Origin of the sequence: Sphingomonas citri, from assembly GCF_019429485.1 — a bacterium.
Lineage (GTDB): Bacteria > Pseudomonadota > Alphaproteobacteria > Sphingomonadales > Sphingomonadaceae > Sphingomonas > Sphingomonas citri.
The window spans coordinates 168,965-187,228 of sequence record NZ_JAHXZN010000005.1 but is presented as its reverse complement, the minus strand read 5'-3'; the positions used below and the strand labels follow the sequence as shown (position 1 = coordinate 187,228).

The 18,264-nt window shown below is 71.3% G+C and carries 16 protein-coding genes; 1 reads left to right on the top strand and 15 read right to left on the bottom strand.

Annotation, left to right across the window (positions count from 1 at the left end):
* Positions 1–114: 114 nt before the first annotated feature.
* From KZ820_RS14970 to KZ820_RS14945, 6 genes are read right to left on the bottom strand one after another with little or no spacing between them, the layout of a single operon-like run.
* Entirely contained in the window at positions 115–1,188 is a 1,074-nt protein-coding gene (locus tag KZ820_RS14970; RefSeq protein ID WP_219749404.1) for a CgeB family protein, read from the bottom strand.
* Positions 1,185–2,273: a CgeB family protein gene (locus KZ820_RS22245; RefSeq protein ID WP_219749403.1), complete on the bottom strand. Its 1,089-nt coding sequence runs from the start codon at positions 2,271–2,273 to the stop codon at positions 1,185–1,187. Before KZ820_RS22245 ends, KZ820_RS14970 begins: the two co-directional genes overlap by 4 nt.
* Positions 2,270–3,385 (bottom strand): CgeB family protein, encoded by a 1,116-nt coding sequence (locus tag KZ820_RS14960; RefSeq protein ID WP_219749402.1) that lies wholly within the window; start codon positions 3,383–3,385, stop codon positions 2,270–2,272. The genes KZ820_RS22245 and KZ820_RS14960 overlap by 4 nt, the downstream gene beginning before the upstream one ends.
* Positions 3,382–4,467: a glycosyltransferase family 4 protein gene (locus tag KZ820_RS14955; RefSeq protein ID WP_308462239.1), complete on the bottom strand. Its 1,086-nt coding sequence runs from the start codon at positions 4,465–4,467 to the stop codon at positions 3,382–3,384. The genes KZ820_RS14960 and KZ820_RS14955 overlap by 4 nt, the downstream gene beginning before the upstream one ends.
* Positions 4,464–5,525 (bottom strand): SDR family NAD(P)-dependent oxidoreductase, encoded by a 1,062-nt coding sequence (locus KZ820_RS14950; RefSeq protein ID WP_219749401.1) that lies wholly within the window; start codon positions 5,523–5,525, stop codon positions 4,464–4,466. The genes KZ820_RS14955 and KZ820_RS14950 overlap by 4 nt, the downstream gene beginning before the upstream one ends.
* Positions 5,522–6,634, bottom strand: a complete 1,113-nt coding sequence (locus KZ820_RS14945; protein WP_219749400.1) for an NAD-dependent epimerase/dehydratase family protein — start codon at positions 6,632–6,634, stop codon at positions 5,522–5,524. The genes KZ820_RS14950 and KZ820_RS14945 overlap by 4 nt, the downstream gene beginning before the upstream one ends.
* Positions 6,635–6,818: 184 nt before the next feature.
* Here KZ820_RS14945 and KZ820_RS14940 point away from each other — a divergent pair, with 184 nt between their 5' ends.
* On the top strand, positions 6,819–7,421 hold the full coding sequence (locus tag KZ820_RS14940) for a histidine phosphatase family protein (protein ID WP_219749399.1): 603 nt from the start codon (positions 6,819–6,821) through the stop codon (positions 7,419–7,421).
* 124 nt (positions 7,422–7,545) lie between these two features.
* Here KZ820_RS14940 and KZ820_RS14935 read toward each other — a convergent pair whose 3' ends face one another.
* The 9 genes from KZ820_RS14935 to KZ820_RS14895 all read right to left on the bottom strand — a co-directional run bounded on the left by KZ820_RS14935 (position 7,546) and on the right by KZ820_RS14895 (position 18,251).
* The gene (locus KZ820_RS14935; protein WP_219749398.1) at positions 7,546–9,714 is read right to left on the bottom strand and encodes a TonB-dependent receptor; all 2,169 of its coding nucleotides are present in this window, start codon (positions 9,712–9,714) and stop codon (positions 7,546–7,548) included.
* A gap of 37 nt (positions 9,715–9,751) precedes the next feature.
* Complete coding sequence (locus KZ820_RS14930) at positions 9,752–10,045, bottom strand: hypothetical protein (protein ID WP_373369029.1); 294 nt, start codon at positions 10,043–10,045, stop codon at positions 9,752–9,754.
* 102 nt (positions 10,046–10,147) lie between these two features.
* Entirely contained in the window at positions 10,148–11,395 is a 1,248-nt protein-coding gene (locus KZ820_RS14925) for an N-succinylarginine dihydrolase (protein ID WP_219749397.1), read from the bottom strand.
* Positions 11,396–11,397: 2 nt separating this feature from the next.
* A complete protein-coding gene (gene astA, locus KZ820_RS14920) occupies positions 11,398–12,429 on the bottom strand; it encodes an arginine N-succinyltransferase (protein ID WP_219749396.1) in 1,032 nt (343 codons plus the stop codon).
* Positions 12,426–13,628, bottom strand: a complete 1,203-nt coding sequence (locus KZ820_RS14915) for a hydrolase (RefSeq protein WP_219749395.1) — start codon at positions 13,626–13,628, stop codon at positions 12,426–12,428. Before KZ820_RS14915 ends, astA begins: the two co-directional genes overlap by 4 nt.
* A 43-nt stretch (positions 13,629–13,671) precedes the next feature.
* A complete protein-coding gene (locus KZ820_RS14910) occupies positions 13,672–14,160 on the bottom strand; it encodes an RNA pyrophosphohydrolase (protein WP_219749394.1) in 489 nt (162 codons plus the stop codon).
* A 61-nt stretch (positions 14,161–14,221) separates the two neighbouring features.
* Positions 14,222–15,163: a DUF808 domain-containing protein gene (locus tag KZ820_RS14905; RefSeq protein WP_219749393.1), complete on the bottom strand. Its 942-nt coding sequence runs from the start codon at positions 15,161–15,163 to the stop codon at positions 14,222–14,224.
* Between the two features lie 67 nt (positions 15,164–15,230).
* Positions 15,231–16,640: a succinylglutamate-semialdehyde dehydrogenase gene (gene astD / locus KZ820_RS14900; protein ID WP_219749392.1), complete on the bottom strand. Its 1,410-nt coding sequence runs from the start codon at positions 16,638–16,640 to the stop codon at positions 15,231–15,233.
* Positions 16,641–16,892: 252 nt separating this feature from the next.
* The gene (locus KZ820_RS14895; protein ID WP_219749391.1) at positions 16,893–18,251 is read right to left on the bottom strand and encodes a protein adenylyltransferase SelO family protein; all 1,359 of its coding nucleotides are present in this window, start codon (positions 18,249–18,251) and stop codon (positions 16,893–16,895) included.
* Positions 18,252–18,264 lie beyond the last annotated feature (13 nt).

Here is an 18,264-nt window from a genome sequence, read left to right as displayed (position 1 = left end):
GATGACGGGGGGCAGGTCATCAAAGATGCCCGTGACCTGCGAATGCAGGAGCCCAGGTGGCGAGGGGGCGCCGTTCGTGGCTCTAGACTCCTGCGCCCGCAGGAGCACACGGGATCACGCCGCGACCGCCTCCCGCTTCGCCGCCATCGCCTCTTCCAGATGCGCCTCCAGCTCGGCGGCGCGGTGGACCGCGGTATGTTCCGCCAGCACGCGCGCGCGCCCGGCGGCGCCTATCGCGGCGAGGTCGTCGCGCGCCAGCAGCGCCTCGACGTCCTCGGGTGAATCCGCCAGCACGATCTCGCGCCCGGGCGTCAGCAGCTCGTCGATCCCGTCCCAGCGGTCCGAGACGATCGGCGTGCCGCAGGCGGTCGCCTCGAACAGGCGGACCGACGGCGACCAGCCCGCCGCGATCATGTCGGCGCGGGTGACGTTGAGCGTGGCGCGGCTCGCCGAGTAGAAGTCGGGGTGATCGGCGGGGGGCAGATGCTCGATCCGCTCGACGTTGGCGGGCCAGTCGATGTCGTCGGGATATTGCGGCCCTGCGACGACGAAGCGCATCTCCGGGTGGCGCCGCGCCGGCTCCAGCAGCAGCCGGTCGAGGGTCGGCTGGCGATCGAGGCTGTACGTGCCGAGGTAGGAGAGATCCCACCGCGTCGCCGCGCCGGTCGGGCGGTAGCGCTCGGCGTCGACCGAGCAGTAGAGCGCGCGCGCCGCCGGGCTGCCGTAGCGGTGCTCGATCAGCCGCAGCGTCGGGCCACCGGTGAAGGAGCAATAGACGTCGTAGCCCGGGATCACTTCGGGCGAGACATAGTCGCACGTGCCGGCCTCGATCTTGGCGAGCGTCACCGGCGTGTCGATGTCGTAGAAGGCGGTGACGCCGGTCGCCCAGTCCTGCACCAGCTGCGCGACCGCGATGCCGTCGGGCACATAGGAGCCGACGATCACCGCGTCCGCCTCGGCGATCACCTCGCGCCAGTCGGCCAGCGCCTCGAGCGAGTCGTACAGATCGAGCCGGCAGTAATCGGGCGCGGGCTCGTCGCGATGCGACGCATACCAGGGCATGTCGCGCTCGAGGAACAGGATCTGGTGCCCCCGCGCGGCATAGGCCTGGAGCAGCGCACGAAAGGTGGTGGCATGGCCGTTGCCCCAGGAGGAGCTGAGCGAGAGGCCGAGGACGACCAGCCTCATGCCGCCACCCGCTCGCGCGCGGCATGCGCCCGGAAGAGCACGTCCACCTGGGCGCCGCGCAGGTCATAGGTGTGCTCGGCCAGCACGCGCTCCAGCGCGGCGGCGCCGATCGCGCGCGCTCGCTCGGGGGTGAGCGCGGCGAGATGGTCGGCGACGTCCTGCCCGTCGCGCGCCACCAGCACCTCGCGATCGGGTTCGAGGAACAGCTCGATCCCCTCCCACGCGTCGGTGATCAGGCACGCCGCCGCCCCCGCCGCCTCGAACACCCGCGTCGCGGGCGAGAAGCCAACATGCGCCATCGAGTCGCGCGCGACGTTGAGCACCGCGCGCGGCGTGCAGTTGAAGGCGTTGTGCTCGGCGGTGAAGACATGGCCGCGGTGGCGGACATTGGCGGGCATCGCCTTGCTGTCCCAGCCGTTGCCGCCGATCAGGAAGCTCTGGTCGGGCAGCGCCGCGGCGGGGCGCAGAAAGAACTCCTCCACGCGCGCCTCGCGGTCGGGGAGCCGGTTGCCGAGAAAGGCGAGGTCGCAGGCGAAGCGCTCGTCACGCTCGACCGGGTGGTGGGTGGTGGGATCGAGCGCGTTGTAGACCGGCACGCACTCGGCCGCGCCGAAGCCGCGATAGGCGTCGACCACCGGCGCGCCGCCGCCGTAGGTCAGCACCATGTCGATCGAGGGCAGCGCGGCGCGCACCGGGTGGTCGGCGTCGGCGCGCATCTCGTCGAGCGTCGCGGCGGCGTCGACGTCCCAGAAGATCTTGAGCGCGCCCGGCCGTGCCGCGGCAGTGACGCCCTCGAGCAGCTCGCGGTCGAACACGCCGACGCCGTTCGCCTTCACGACGATGTCGGCCTCCGCCGCCTCGGCCAACACCGCGCGCATCGCCTCGACCGTCGCGGGATAAACGACCGACTTGGCATAGGGCGGCGGATCGATGTCGCGGTGCTGCTGGCGCTCGAACGCGTCGGGTTCGTAGAAGGTGATGTCATAGCCGCGCTCGGCGAGCGCGCGCAGGATGCCGCGATAATAGGTCGCGGCGCCGTTCCAGTAGGACGACACGAGGCTGGAACCGTAGAAAGCGATCTTCACGCGGCGGTGCTCCGGGCAGCGGAAAGGGAAGGGGCGTCGAGGCGATCGAGGATGGCGAGCAGCTCGTCGACGCGATGCGCGCAGGTGTGGCGGGCGAGGATGGTCTCCAGTCCCGAACGCGCTAGCGCGGCGCGCAGGTCGGGATCGTCGCGCAGCGCGGCCAGCGTGCGTGTCATCGCGGTGCCATCGGCGGCGAACAGGAAGTCCTCGCCGGGGCGGAACAGCCCCTCCGCATCGTCCCACGGCGCGGAGACCAGCGGGATGCCGCAGGCGAGCGCCTCGAACACGCGGATCGTCGGGATGCCGGGCAGGATCGTCGTGTAATAGCGGCGCGGCACGTGCACGGTCGCCAGCGCGCGCGCGAAGATCGCGGGCGCGGCGGCGTTGGGCGCCCAGCCGTGATAGCGTGCGCCGTAGCGCGCCAGCATCGCCTTGCCCTCGTCGGGGTAGCGCACGCCGTAGATGTCGAGCGGCAGCGCGGCGTCACGCGCCGGGGCGAGGAGGAACTGCTCGATCTCGGCGGTGCGCTCGCCGTCGCCCCAATTGCCGATCCACACCAGGCCGGACCGCTCGCCCTCTACGGGCAAGAAGCGGCGCGTGTCGGCGGCCTCGTGCCAGGTCCAGACGCGCTCGCCCCAGCCCCAGTCGCGATAGACGCGCGACAGCGCCTCGCCGAAGGCGAGCACCCCGTCGTAGCCGGACAGGTCGTAGGCGCGCATCTCCTCGGGCGCGCTGACCGCGCGGTGGTGCGTGTCGTGGAACAGCAACGTGTACGTCGCCCCGGCCTTGCGGAGGCTGCCGAGCGCAGCGACCAAGCCATGGTCGTTCCACTCGTGGACGATCACCACGTCGGCGCCGTCGACCAGCGCGGCCGGGTCGACCTCTGCCGCGTAGCGCGACGACGAGAGCTCCGGATAGGCGGTGCGATAGGCGTCGAGCGCCTCCTCGCCATGGTCGCCGACCAGATTGGCGCGACTCCAGCTGTCGGCGGGCTCGCGGACGCGGACGTCGTGCCCGCGCGCGATCAGCTCGGACAGCACCCCGCGCAGGAAATGCGCGTTGCCGTGGTTCCAGCAGGAGTCGAGGCTGTGCGTGAGATAGACGATCCTCATGCCGCCACCTTGGCGCCGCCGTCGATCAGCCGGTCGTACAGCGTCGCCATCGCGCGGCGGTTGCGCTCGGGCGTGTAGGTCAGCGCGCGGCGGCGCGCGAGCGCCCCGCGCGCGACCCGCAGCGGGACGTCGCCGGCCAGTTCCTCGATCGCCGCGGCGAAGCCGAGCGCGTCGTCCGCCGGCACGAAGGTGGCGACCCCCTCCCACAATTCGCGGAAGGTCGGGATGTCGGAGAGCACCAGCGGGCAGCCCGCCAGCGCCGCCTCGAGCACCGCCAGCCCGAACGGCTCGTACACCGCGGCCGAGGCGAACACCGGGCGCGCCGAGAGGCAGCCCGCGATCACCTCGTCGCCGACATGGCCGAGCAGGTGGAGATGCTCGACGCGGGCGTGCTCGCCGTGCGGCCCCGTGGCCGCGCCCGCGGCCTTGAACGGGATGCCGAGCCGCGCCGCCGCGCGATCGAGCGTGGCGACGTTCTTGCCGCGGTCCCACAACCGGCCGGCGGTGAAAGCGAAGTCGTGCATCGGCCCGCTCGCCGGCGGCAGCGAACGGCCATTGTGGATCGCGAGCGGGATCGGCACCTTGGGATAGAGGCGGTAGACGGTCGCGGCGAGCGCGGTGCTCGGCGCCACGACGGCGTCGGCGCGCGCCAGGCCGCGCGCGACCAGATCGGTCTGCCAGCGCAGGCTGGGCGGCAGCGGGCCGTCGCCCGCCGCCTCCCACCAGCTCGCGACGCAGCTGTGCACCACCGCGACCACCGGCATGGCGAAGCTCGCCACGCCCAGCGCCGGCTGGTTGAGCTGGACCAGATCCGCGCCGCGCTCCCGCGCCAGCCGTGCCACCGCGTCGGCGGCGGCGATCACCTCGCGCGCGTCGCTTGCGAGCCAGTCGAGCGGCAGGCCGGTGTCGAGCAGGGTGACGCCCGCCTGATCGGCCTCGAGCCGCTGCGCGCGCGATGGGGCCGGCCCGAGCGACGCCAGGTCGACCGCCCAGCCGTCGCGTGCCAGCCCGCGCGCCAGCTCGATCGCATATTGCCACACGCCGCCGACCGCGTCCGCGGTCATCAGCAACCGTCGCGTCACGCCGCGACCTCGATCCGCGGCGCGCTGGCGCCGCTCTCGTCGCGCTGCGCCTGGAGCCAGTCGGCCAGCGCCGCCACGCCGTCGCGCCAATCGCGCCGTGCCGGCAGGTCGAGCGCGCCGATCGCGGCGCGAGCGTCAGCGACGAAATAGCGCTGGTCGCCCGCGCGCCAGTCGGACAGGCGCAGATCGACCGGGCGGCCGATCAGCGCGGCGATATGGTCGAGCAGTCGGCGCAGGCTGACCGCATTGGCGGGCCCGCCGCCGAGGTTGAAGGCGCGCCCCGCTACTTGGTCGATCCGCTGCCACGCCGCGACATAGGCGTTCACGGCGTCGCGCACGTCGAGGATGTCGCGGACCTGATGGCCGTCGCCGTAGAGCGTGATCGGCTGGCCATCGAGCGCGCGGATCAGGAAATGGGCGACCCAGCCCTGGTCCTCTGTGCCCATCTGGCGTTGCCCGTAGATGCAGCTCATTCGGAAGACGCAGGTCTTCAGCCCGAAGCTGCGCGCGTAATCGAGCACATATTGGTCGGCCGCGCCCTTGGACACGCCGTAGGGCGTGTGGAAGTCGAGCGCGCGCGTCTCACCGATGCCGTGCGCGCGCACGTCCGCGCCGGTCGGGACATAGGCGCGGTCCTCGAGCGCGAAGTCGAGATCGGCGAGATCGCCGTACACCTTGTTGGTCGAGGCGAAGATCAGCGGCACGTGCGGCGCGCGCGTGCGCAGCGCCTCCAGCAGCTGGAAGGTGGCGGTAAGGTTGGTCGAGAAATCGTCCGCCGGGTCGTCGAGGCTGGTGGTCACCGCCACCTGCGCCGCGAAGTGGAAGACCGCCCGCGACCGCGCCACCTCGTCGGCGAGGCGCGCGACGTCGCGCACGTCGGCGTGGACGAAGCGGACGCGCTGGCCGTGGCGCTGCTGCAGCCAGGCCAGGTTGCGCTCGACTCCGGCACGCGCGAGCGCGTCATAGACGGTGACGTCATGCCCCTCGGCGGCGAGCCGGTCGACGAGGTTCGATCCGATGAAACCGGCCCCGCCGGTGACGAGGATCGGCGCCGTCATGCCACCAGCCCGCGCTTCTCGAGCTCGGCGCGCATCGTCGCGACCTTGTCGACCGCGGTCTGCTGCGCGACCCACTCGGCCAGCTCGGCGAGGCCCTGGGTGAAGTCCTGCGTCGCGGCGAAACCGAGCCTGTCCTGCGCCAGCGACGTGTCGCAGAAGCAATGTCGGATGTCGCCGATGCGCGCCTTGCCGACGATCTCGGGGGTGAGGTCGTTCTTGCCCATGGCGCGCGCCAGCTCGGTGGCGACCTCGGTGACCGAGCGGTCGTGGCCCGAGCCGATGTTGAAGGTGCCGCCCACCGCCTGCGGCAGCACCAGCGCGTCGGCGAAGGCGCGCGCCACGTCGGAGACGTGGACGAAGTCGCGGCGCTGCTCGCCGTCCTCGAAGATCATCGGCTGCTGGCCGTTGAGCAGGCGCGAGGCGAAGATCGCGAGCACGCCGGTATAAGGGTTGGAGAGCGCCTGGCCGGGGCCATAGACGTTGAACAGGCGCAGGCAGACGCCCTCGATGCCGTAGGGCGCCGCCATGATGTGCGTGGTGCGCTCCTGCACATATTTGTTAAGCGCGTAGATCGAGGCGAGGTTGGGCTGCTTCCACTCGGGGGTGGCGACCGGCGCGAGTGGGCGGCCCTGCGCGTCGACCGGCTCCCAGTTGCTGAGCCCGTCGCGCAGGCCCTTGCGCTCGGCGTCCTGCACCAGCGCGCCGTCGGCGTCGCGGTACAGCCCCTCGCCGTAGATCGACATCGACGAGGCGGTGACGACGCGGCGCACCGGCTTGTCGATCAATTTCTCGAACAGCACCGCGGTGCCCACGTCGTTGGTCGAGGTGTAGCGCTCGACCTCGTACATCGACTGGCCGACGCCCACCTCGGCGGCCAAGTGGATGACGCTGTCGACGCCGTCGAGCGCCTTGGTGACGACGTCGCCGTTGCGCACGTCGCCGCGGATCAGCTCGATCTCGTCGTTGAGGAGCGGGGGACGGTCGACGTCGCCGTGGACCTGCTCGATCAGGCTGTCGAGCACGCGCACCTTGTTGCCGCGCGCGAGCAGTTCGTCGGCGACGAAGCGCCCGATGAACCCGGCGCCGCCGGTGATGAGAACCGTCTCCATCTTCACCCTCCCACTCGCTCGTTCGATCGGGCCGCCCCGGGCCGACTGATCGAGATCAACGACAAGCGGCCACGTTGCCGCTTGGTTACAGGAAGAGGAACATCTTCTACTTAGCTTGGTTCCCTAAGTTGTTGAGGAGCCGAAATTTTCTCCTGATCTACGCGAGTCGTGCTAGGTGCGCGCCATGACACGGCTCCTGCTGCTTGCCCGTCACGGGACCCATGAGGAGGTCGGTCACGTGCTCAGCGGCCGATCGGAGATCGCGCTGAGCAGGCGCGGACGTGACGAAGCGGCCGCGCTCGCGCGTCACCTCGCCGGCACCGACGTGAGCGCGATCTACGCCAGCCCGCGCCGCCGAACGGTGGAGACCGCGGCAACGGTGGCGCAGCCGCGTGGGTTCGGCGTGGTCCATGCTCCGGCGCTCGACGAGGTCGACTTCGGTGCCTTCACGGGCCGCGACTTCGCCGCACTGGCGGACGATCCGGACTGGCAGCGGTGGAACGCGGAGCGCGGCAGCGCGCGCTGCCCGGGCGGCGAGACGATGGGCGAGGCCGTGGCGCGCGCGGTCGACTTCCTCGCCGCTGTCGGCGAGGGGGCGACATTGTGCGTCACCCATTGCGACATCATCCGCGGTGCGGTGGCGCACTGGCTCGGGCTGGGCTTCGAGCGCATGTTCCAGCTCGGCTGCGATCCGGGATCGGTCACCACGCTGGCACTCGACGAACGCGGCGGCGCGACGTTGGTCGCCCTCAACGAGCGGCCGTCACCGCTCCGCCCGCTGTTCTGAACCGTGCTCCGGCGCAGGCCGGAGCCCAGAGCCGCACGCGACGTGCTGATGGCCTGGGACTCCTGCGTCCGCAAGAGCTCGTCGACGGCTCACACTGGCCGATCGAGACCCGCGCTCGCCCGCCTCAGATCCCGACCTTCAACGTCACGCGCACGTCGCGCCCGGCGAGCGGCGCGAAATCCTTGAGGAAGCTCGAGTGGCGTCGTGCCAGCACGTCGAAGATGTTGTTCGCCGAGAGCAGGATGCTGGTGCGGTCGCTGGCGCTGCCGAAGGGATGGAACGACAGCGAGGCGTTCGTCATCGTATAGTCGTCGGTGCGCGTCTCGAACGCCGCGGTGCGGTTCTGCGGGAAGACATGCTCCACCTCGACCCGCCCGCCGAGCCGCTCGCCCTGTGCCTCGATGCCGCCGAGCACGCGCGCCGGCGGGATGCGCGGCACCGGCCCCTGGTCGACGATATTGGCGCGGACATAGTCGCCGAGCAAATCGGCGTTGATCGTATAGCCGCCGACCTGCGCCAGCCGCAGCGAGGCGTCCGCCTCGAAGCCGTAGTAGCGGGCGTCCTGCTGCTGATATTGGAAGCAGGGCAGGTCGACCTCGTCCGAGCGCGCGAGGCAGACCGACTGGTCGACCTGGTTCTCCGAGATATAGTTGCTGAACCAGTTGTAATAGGCCGAAGCGTCGAGGCTGAAGCCATCGCCGTGCGCGTGCAGCGTCGCCTCCAGGCCCCAGGATTTCTCCAGCCTGAAATCGGGGCTGCCGAGCTCATAGGCCTGGGTGCCGGCGTGCGGCCCGTTGGCGAACAGCTCCTCGGCCGAGGGCGCGCGCTCGGTGTGCGAGCCGTTGAGCCCGATGCGGACGTCGGGCGCGACCTCGTAGGAGGCGCCGAGCGACCCGGACAGCGCGTCGAACGAGCGCGTGCCGTTGAAGAAGCGCGTGTCCACGCCGGGCGCGCGTGCGGCGAGGTCGGTGGTCTCGTAACGCAGCCCGCCCTCGGCGCGGAAGCCGCCGAGCGACACCTGCTGCAGCGTGAAGAGGCCGACTTGGTTGGTCTCGTTGCGCGGCAGGAAGGCCTCGTCACCTACCACGTTGAACTGACGGTTGAAGAACTGCACGCCGCTGGCACCCTGCCAGCCGCCGCGATTGGCCTGCACCAGCTCGAGCCGGCCTTCGAGGCCGTTGTTGTAGAAGGCGGTGCCGACGCTGCCATCCTCCTCCAGCTCGAAGTGGCGATAGGTGGCGTGGCCGGCGCGGACGCGGATGCGATCGAGGAAGCCGCCGCCCGTCTGCACCTCGCCGCGCAGGTCGACCCGGTTCTGGACGACGCTGAGCCGCGGCGCCTCCTGTTCCTGGCCGACCTCGGTGGCGTAGCGGATCGGCACGCCGTACAGGCTGTCATAATGGCTGTAGGACACGCCGAGGTTGCCCGTGTCGGTGATGATCGAGGCGCCGACGCCCGCGGTCCATGTCTCCGCGGCCGAGTTGGGCAGCCGATCGCGCAGCGCGGCCGAGGCCGCGAAGTCGATCGGCTCGTCGCTGTCCTGCGGCAGACCGACCTGGCTGAGCGCGGCGGCCCGCGCCTGCGGCGACAGCAGGTAGCCGCGTCCGGTGCGCAGGTCGTTGCTCTTCAGGTAGGAGCCGTCGACGTGGAGCACGAGCGGCCCGGCGACCTGCGCGTCCGCCGCGGCGCCGACCGAGCGCTCGTCCGCGGCGCTGCCGTAGCTGCCGATCGCGTCGGCGCGATAGCCGTTCTCCGGAATGGCGCGCGGGATGCGGCGGTCCACAACGTTGACCACGCCGCCGATCGCGGACGAGCCGTACAGCAGCGCCGACGGGCCGCGCAGCACCTCGACGCGCTCGGCCAGCAGCGGATCGATCACGACGGCATGGTCGACCGAGGTGTTCGAGACGTCGATCGAGCCGATGCCGTCGGTCAGCACGCGGATGCGATCGCCCTGGAAGCCGCGAAGGATCGGCCGCGACGCGCTCGGGCCGAACGAGGTGGCGGACACGCCGGGGAGGCGCGCCAGCGTCTCGCCGATTGTCGGGCGCAGCTCGCGGGTCAGCTCGGCGCCACTCAGCACCGAGGTGCCTTGCAGCACGTCCGACTCGCTCTGGCGGATCGGCGCGGTGACGATCACGTCGTCGGAGCGGTGCGGATCGCGCTGGCGCGCGGTACCGGCACCGCCGCTCGCATCGGCCTCGCTCGGGGCGGCAGGCACGGGGTTGGTCTGAGCGGCGGCAGGAGAGGCAAGCGGCGAAAGCGCGACCGCGGCGAGGAGGATCTTCTTCATGAACGACTCCGACTGGAACCGCTCCTCTAGCGCAATGTTACAACATATCAAGACCGGCATCGCGGTCGTGCTCGTCGCGTTCCACCGCATCGAGTATCTTGCCGCCGGCGATGAAGACCACTCCGGTGCACGCGGCGAACATCAGCCAGCCGCTCGCGCCGGGCAGGCGATGCACATAGCCGAAGCCGCGCTCTACCGCCCCGGTGGCGAGCGCGTAGATCACGAGAAAGGCCTCGAACTTGGTCTTGACCGCGAACAGCCGCTTGAAGCGGCGCCAGAGGCCGGGGCGGGCGGGCGCGCTTCGGGAAAAAGGCGGTGTGCGGCGGGTCACACGTGGCTCATAATGGTCGAAGGTCAATCAAGCGCAAAGATGGAGCGGGAGCGGCGTTCCGATCCGCCGATCGTGCTTGGCACAGGCCATTCGGACCACACCTCACCCCAGCTCCTCCAGCCCCAGCACCTCCAGCAACGCGCGCCGCGCCGTCTCGATGTTCGCGATCAGCCGCGGATCCCCGATCGACTCGGGCGCGATCGACTCGGGCCAGTGGCGCTCGATCACCTTCGCGATCATGTCGAGCCGGCTCGGGTCGACGAGGAAACGGGGATCGACCGTCGTCGGATCGCACACGACGCGGAGCCGCAGGCAGGCCGGGCCGCCGCCGTTCGCCATCGACTCGCGGACATCGACCACCTCGACGCGGCGGATCGCGCCGTTGCCGGCGAGGTGGCGCTGCACCCAGCCCCAGACGCGCGGGTTGGCGCGCGCTTCCTCGGGCACGATCAGTGTCGTCGCGCCATCCGGCGGTGTCACCAGCTGCGCGTTGAATAGGTAGGAGCCGATCGCGTCCTCCAGCGTCACCTCGGCGGCGGGCACCTCGACGATCTCCGCCTCGGGCAGCAGCGCTGTGAGCGCCCGCTGCACGCCGGCGCGATCGGCGAAGGCCTGCTCGTGCGCCAGCAGCACGCGCTCGTTCGCCACCGCGACGACGTCGTTGTGGAAGGCCCCCGCCGCGATCGCCGCCTCGGCCTGCTCGACGAACAGGGTGCGCGCCGGGTCGAGCCGATGCGCGCGCGCCACGGCGCGGCTTGCCTCGAGGTGTTGACGCGCGGGGAAGGGGCCGCCCGTGGCGCCGTAGACGAACAGCTCGATACCGGGAGCGCCATGGCTGGCGCACAGCCGCATGTGATTGGCGGCGCCCTCGTCACCGAAGGGGGCAGGGACGGGGGCGTGCACCGCGAAGGCGGGGTGCGCGAAGGCGAGGCGCAGCTGCGCCAGCGTCGCGGGCCACTCGTGGCTGCGATGCGGCATCGTCACGAGGTTGGCGACGGTGAGATGACAGCGACCGTCTTCGGTGTCGGCCGCCGGCGAGACGGTCGCGGCGTTGGCGGTCCACATCGCCGAGGCGGACAGGGCACGCGCGCGAAGGAAGGGCGCTGCCGCGGCATAATCGGTGTGGAGCGCGGCGAGCCAGTCGTGATCCGGGCGGGGGTGCGGTAGCAGCACGCCCTGGGCGAGCCCGAGCGCGAGATTGGCGCGCATCTTCGCCACCCCCTGCAGCGCCGCGGCGCGCGGGTGCGCCACCGCGCCGGCATTGGCGGTGGCGGCGAGATTGCCGGGGCTGAGCCCGGCGTAATTGTGGCTCGGTCCGACGATCCCGTCGAAGTTGATCTCGCGCAGCATCGTCATATCCGCCCGATCCAGCTCACCGTCGCGCCCGGCTCGATCGCCAGCGCGGCGGCACAGGCCCGGTCAAGCGCGACGCCGCCCTCGACTTTCCGGACCGCGCCATAGGCGCAGCGGAACGCACCGAGCCGCCCGGTCGCGACCAGCGCCTCCGTCCCGCCCGCGGCCGGGTCGCCAGCTCCGTCGATCGTCACCAGTTCGGCGTCGCGCGCGTCACGGACGGTGCGGATCTGGTCGGTGCGCGCCGTCATGGTCGGGCCGCCATCGAAGATGTCGACGTAATTCTCGAAGGCGAACCCCTCGTGCTCGAGCATCCGCATCGCGGCGCGACCGGAAGGGTGGGGCAGGCCGATGGCGGCACGCGCACCGTCGGTCAGCATCGCGGTGTAGATCGGGTGCTTCGGCATCAGGTCGGCGATGAACTGGTGGCCGTTGATCGCGTTGAACTCGTCGGCCTGCTGGAAGCTCATGCCGAAGAAGCGCCCCGCCAGGCCATCCCAGAAGGGCGATCCGCCCGCCTCGTCGATCACGCCGCGCAGCTCGGCCAGCGTCCGCTCGGCGAAGCGCTGGCGGTGCGCGCGGATGAAGAGGTAGCGGCTGCGCGCGAGCAGCAGCCCGAGCCCGCCGGCGCGCTCGCCGGGATGGAGGAACAGACCGCCGACCTCGCTCGCCCCCTCCAGGTCGGTGGTGAGCGTCAGCATCTCGGCACGGAAGGTGCGCTCCAGCTCGCGGCTGTGCTGCGTCAGCGTGCCGATGCGATAGCTGTAGAAGGGGTGCTTCTGCCCGACGTGGGTGATCAGCTGGCAGGTCCCGCGCACGTCGCCGGTGGCGGTGTTCTCCAGCATCAGCACGAACAGCTCGTCGCGCAGGCCCGCGGTGTCGCGCCCGAACGCCTCGCCGCAGCGCGCCAGCTTGGCGCCGAGCGCGGTGCGATCGGGCGGCAGGTTGGTGAAGCCGCCGCCGGTCAGCTTCGCCATCTCGTACAGGTGTGGCAGGTCGCCCGGCTGCGCGGCGCGGATCACGAAGGTCATGCCAGCGCTCCCTCGGCAATCCGCAGCATCGTCACCGCGGACAGGGCTGCGCGCTCTCTCAGGCTGTCGACGATCAGATATTCCTCCGCCGAGTGGATCGCGCCGCCGCGCGCGCCCATCGTGTCGACCACGGGGACGCCGCAGGCGGCGATGTTGTTGCCGTCGCACACGCCGCCGGTGTCGCGCCAGGCGATCGCCTGGCCAAGGTCGGCGCCGCTCGCGCGCACCAGCTCGAACAGCCGGGCCGCCCCGGCGTCGATCGGCTTGGGCGGGCGATTGAACCCGCCGTGCACCTCCACGGTCACCTCGTGCACCGCCGCGACCTCGGCCGCCGCCCGCTCGACGAGCGCCTGCGCGCGCGCGATCTCGCCCGCGTCGGCGGGGCGGAAGTTGACGCGCAGCACGGCGAGATCGGGGACGACGTTGTTCGGACCACCGCCATCGATCCGCGCCGGATTGACGGCCAGCCGCGGCGAGCGTTCGGCGTGGAGCCGCAGCGCCAGCGCGCTCGCCGCCACCACCGCGTTGCGCCCGTCGGCGGGGTTGCGGCCCGCGTGAGCCGCGCGCCCGCGCACCACGATCGAGAAATTGCCGGTGCCGCCGCGCGCGCCCGCCAGCGTGCCGTCCGGCAGCGCGGGCTCGTAGGTGAGCGCGGCTACCTTGCCGCGCGCCGCCTCGGCCAGCAGCGCCGCCGAGGAGAAGGAGCCGGTCTCCTCGTCCGAGTTGATCACCACGTCATAGCCGAAGCGGGCGCCCTCGGCCTCCAGCGCGAGCAGCGCCTCCAGCATCAGCGCGAGGCCACCCTTCATGTCGGCCACGCCGGGACCGTTGAGCACCCCGGCCTCGCGCCACGTCAGAGTCTGAAACGGATGATCCACCGGATAGACAGTGTCGAGGTGGCCGGTGAGGAGCAGCCGCACCGGCGCCTCGGGCCGCACCGTTACGCGCAGATGGCGGCCGTGTGCCAGCGCGGCCACGCTGCCGTCGGCGCCGACGCTCTCCGCTGCACCCGGCTCGATCAGCGTCACCTCGCCCGGCAGCGCGGCGAAGGCATCGGCGAGCGCCTCGGCCATCGCGGCACACCCCCCCAGGTTGCGCGTGCCGCTGTTGATCGCGCACCAGCGCTCGACCCGCGTCAGCATCCGCGCCGCGTCGAGCCGCTCGACCGCGGCGCGCTCTCCTCTCGTGAGTTCCCCCATGGCGGGCAGCCTAGCGGGGTCGGCGGCGCGAGGCCAGCGGGCGTCAGCCCGGCAGATCGAGGTGCGCCGCGAAGGCGTGCAGCACGTCGCGGTACAGCTGCTGCTTGAAGGGTACGATCAGCGCGGGCAGGTCCGCCGGCTCGGCCCAGCGCCAGGCGCGGAATTCGGGGTGCGGCGTGTCGATGCGGATGTCCGAGTCGGTGCCGTCGAAGCGGAACAGGAACCAGCGCTGGCGCTGGCCGCGATACTTTCCCTTCCACACCTTGCCGATCATCTCGGGCGGCAGGTCGTAATAGAGCTCTTCAGGAGCCTCGGCGATCAGCGACACCTTGTCGGCGGTCACGCCGGTCTCCTCCCACAGCTCGCGCGTCGCCGCGGCCTGCGCGTCCTCGCCCGGATCGATCCCGCCCTGCGGCATCTGCCAGGCCTCCAGCACGTTATCGAGCCGCTGCCCGACAAAAACCTTGCCTTCGCGATTGAGCAGCATCACGCCCGCGCAGGGCCGATAGGGGAGGTCGCTGGGATCGGTCATGCCGCTCGCCTTAGCGCGGTGGAGCGGAGCGGTGAAGCGCCGGCGTCGGCGCGCACGCGGCTCAGTGCGCCGCCGTGCCGTCGCGGTGGAAGAGGTGGAGCAGGCCCGCGATCGCGCCGCCTACGGCGAGCCCGACCACGCCCGACAGCGTCGCGGTGAGCAGCCAGCCGAGCACCGCGCCCAGCGCCGGCGCGCCGTGCTCGACCCGCTCGGCGAGATGGTGGACGAGGTGCTGCGGCGCGCGCCATCCCAGCGTCTCCGCGCCGTGGAGCAGGATGCCGCCGCCGACCCACAGCATCGCCGCGGTGCCGATCACCGCGAGCCAGCGCATCAGCACCGGCACGCCCTTGACCAGCCCGCGCCCGATCGCGCGCAGCGGCGAGGACGAACTCTTGGCGAGGTGCAGTCCGACATCATCGGCCTTCACGATCAGCGCCACCACGCCGTAGACGCCCGCAGTGATCGCCACCGCCACTACCGCTAGCGTGATCGCCTGAGTGAGCAGCGGTGTGTCGGAGACTTCCCCGAGCGCGATCGCCATGATCTCGGCGGAGAGGATGAAATCGGTGCGGATCGCGCCCGACACCTTCTGGCGCTCCAGCTCGGCCGGGTCGGTCGCTGCGTCGGCGGTGTCGTCATGGTGCTGGCCCGAGAGCGCCTCGATCACCTTCTCGGCGCCTTCGAAGCACAGATACGCGCCGCCCAGCATCAGCAGCGGGGTGATCGCCCACGGCGCCCAGGCGCTCAGCCCGATCGCGATCGGCAGCAGGAAGACGATCTTGTTGCGCAGCGATCCCAGCGCGATCTTGCCGATGATCGGCAGCTCGCGCTGCGGCGACAGGCCGGTGACGTAGCGCGGCGTCACCGCGGTATCGTCGACCACCACGCCCGCCGCCTTTGTCCCGGCCTTGGCCGCGGCAGCGCCGACATCATCGAGCGAGGCGGCGGCGAGCCGGGTCAGGCCCGCCACGTCGTCGAGCAGCGCGACCAATCCGCTGGGCATCATCTATCTCCCTGTTCGCGCGCGCTGATGCCCGGCGCGCGCGGGGCTGTCGAGGGCCGGCGTTCGCTCAGCCGTCGGCAAGGCCGATGCCGATCGAGGCACGCGCCGCGTCGGCCTCGTTCGACACCACCGGATAGGCGCAGTAATCCGCCGCGTAGTAGGCGCTCGGGCGATGGTTGCCCGACCAGCCGATGCCGCCGAACGGCGCCGAGGAGGAGGCGCCGTTGGTGGGCTTGTTCCAGTTGACGATGCCCGCGCGCGCCCCCGCCCAGAAGCGGTCGAACAGCGCGGGCGTCTGGCTGACCAGCGAGGCGGACAGGCCGTAGCGCGTGGCGTTGGCCTCGGCGATCGCGGCGTCGAAATCGTCGACGCGCACGACCTGGAGCAGCGGGCCGAACAGCTCCATGTCGGGCCGCTCGGACACGTCGGTGACGTCGATGATGCCGGGCGTGAGGAACGGCCGCTCGGGATCGGGGCGCGCCATGTGACGGACCGGGCGGCCGCCCTTCATCATCAGCGCGAGGAAGCTCTCGCTCAGCCCGTCGGCGGTCTCATTGTCGATCACCGGGCCCATGAAGGGCTGGGGCTCGTCGTGCGGCGCGCCGACGATCAGCCGGTTGGTCAGCCTGGTGAGCTCGCCGAGCAGTCCGTCCGCCAGCGTGTCCTGCACGATCAGCCGCCGCGCCGCGGTGCAGCGCTGCCCAGCTGTCGTGAAGGCCGACTGCGTCACCAGCACCGCGGCGGTGTGCAGGTCGGGCGTGTCCCACACCAGGATCGGGTTGTTGCCGCCCATCTCGAGCGCGAGGATCTTCTCGGGCTTCTCGGCGAAGGCGCGGTTGAGCGCGATGCCGGTGCGCGCCGAGCCGGTGAACAGCAGCCCGTCGATGTCGGGATGCGCCGCGAGCGCGCGCCCCTCGGCCGGCCCGCCGATCACCACGCGCATCGTCTCCGTCGGCACGCCCGCGGCGTGCAGGCACTCGACCAGGAACAGGCCCGTCGCCGGGGTCTTCTCGGACGGTTTGAACACCACCGCATTGCCCGCGATCAGCGCCGGGACGATGTGGCCGTTGGGAAGGTGAGCGGGGAAATTGTACGGTCCCAGCACCGCGAGCACGCCGTGCGGCTTGTGGCGGAGCGCCATGCGGCTGTTCATCGGCGCGTCCATGCGGCGCTGCGCCGTCCGCTCGGCATAGGCGGTGACCGAGATGTCGACCTTGGCGACGACGCTGTCGACCTCGGTCCGCGCCTCCCACAGCGGCTTGCCGGTCTCGCGCGCGATCACCTCGGTGAAGGCGTCGGCACGCTGGCGCACCACGTTGGCGAAACGGCGCAGCGTCTCGATGCGAAAGGAGAGCGAGCGCGCCGCCCAGGGCACGAAGCCCTCGCGCGCCGCGGCGACCTCCTGATCGACATCGCTCGTCGCGCCGCGCCAGAGCTCGGCGCCGGTGGCGGGCTCGTACGAGATCAGTTCTGCCATGGCGCCCTCTTCGCGCACTTTGCGTAACTTGCCAATCGGCTGCGGGGAGAGGGGGCGCGCGCGCCGCTCTGCCCTGCTGGCGTCATCCTGAGCTCGTCTCAGGTTCCGCGGTGCGGTAGGAGCGGACGACCCGGTGTTCGCGGACCGGTTGATCCTGAAACGAGTTCGGGACGACGCTGGTGGAGGCAATGGCTTGACGTCGCCAGTGCTCCCGCATGCACAGGGGCACATGAGGGACACCCGCGCCTAATCTCACCTCAGCGCATCAGCCATCTGCCGGATCGCCGAGAGCTTGGCCGCGAACGCCCCCCAATCGTCGCGCTCGGCGATCGGTGCCCAGATCGCCTCGACCTCGTCGATCAGCATCGCGCACGGCTCACCACGCCAGTACGCATGGTCGCGCGACTTGCGGGACGCGTAGTCCGCCAGCGCCGCGCGCACCGCGTCCCACTCGGCGCCGTAGCCTGCCGGCAATTCCTGCGCGAACACGTCGAAGAAGAAGCGGTCGAGCCCGACGCCGCTCGCGCGCAGCGCGCGCTCGACCGCCTGCACCAGCGCGCGGTCGCTCGCCTCACCGCGCGGCACGCGCCCCATCCGCCACAGCAGCGCTTCCGCCACCGCGGGCTGGTACGCCTCCGCGAACCGGTCGAGCGCGGCCACCAGCGGATCGCTCTCCGCGATCAGCCGCAGTGAGGAGGCGAGCTGCATCACGTCCCACAGGATCGCCTCGGGCTGACGACCGAAGGCGTATAGCCCGCCATGGTCGAAATAGGCCGCGGTGAAGCCCGGGTCCCACGTCGGCGCGAAGCGCCATGGGCCATAATCGAAGCTCTCGCCGGTGACGTTGATGTTGTCCGAGTTGAGCACGCCGTGGACGAACCCGGCCGCCATGTAGCGTGCCGCCAGCACCGCGGTGCGCGCCACCACCAGTTCGAGCAGCCGCACCGGGTCGTCCCCGGGCTCATCGTACAGCTCGGTCAGCACGTAGCGCACCAGCCGCCGCATCGCGTCCTCGTCGCGGTGATAGGCGAGCCGCTGGAAGGTGCCGATGCGAATATGGCCGTGACTCAATCGTACCAGCACCGCCGCGCGGGTCGGCGAGGGCTCGTCGTTGCGCTCCAGCGCCTCGCTCGTCTCGATCAGCGAGAAAGTGCGCGAGGTCGGCACGCTTAGCGCCTCGAGCATCTCGCTCGCGAGCACCTCACGCACCCCGCCCTTGAGCGTCAGCCGGCCGTCGCCGAAGCGACTCCACGGCGTCTGCCCCGATCCCTTGGTGCCGAGATCGAGCAGCCGCCCGTCGCGGTCGCGCAGTTGCGCGAAGGTGAAGCCGCGGCCGTCGCCGAGATCGGGATTGTAGGCGCGGAACTGGTGTCCGTGATAGCGCAGCGCCAGCGGCTGCTCGAGGCTTTCCGGCAGCGGCGCGAAGCGGCCGAAATGCGCGATCCATTCCGCCTCGTCGAGCCCGCGCAGCCCCACCTCCGTGGCGGCGCGATCGTTGCGAAAGCGCAACCGCGTCTCCGGGAAGTTCGCGGCCCGGACGGGATCGTAGAAGGGCTCACTGAGCGACAGGATCCGGCGCTCGGGGCGATATGCTTGCGGGTCGAAGGGCATGCGTGGATATGGG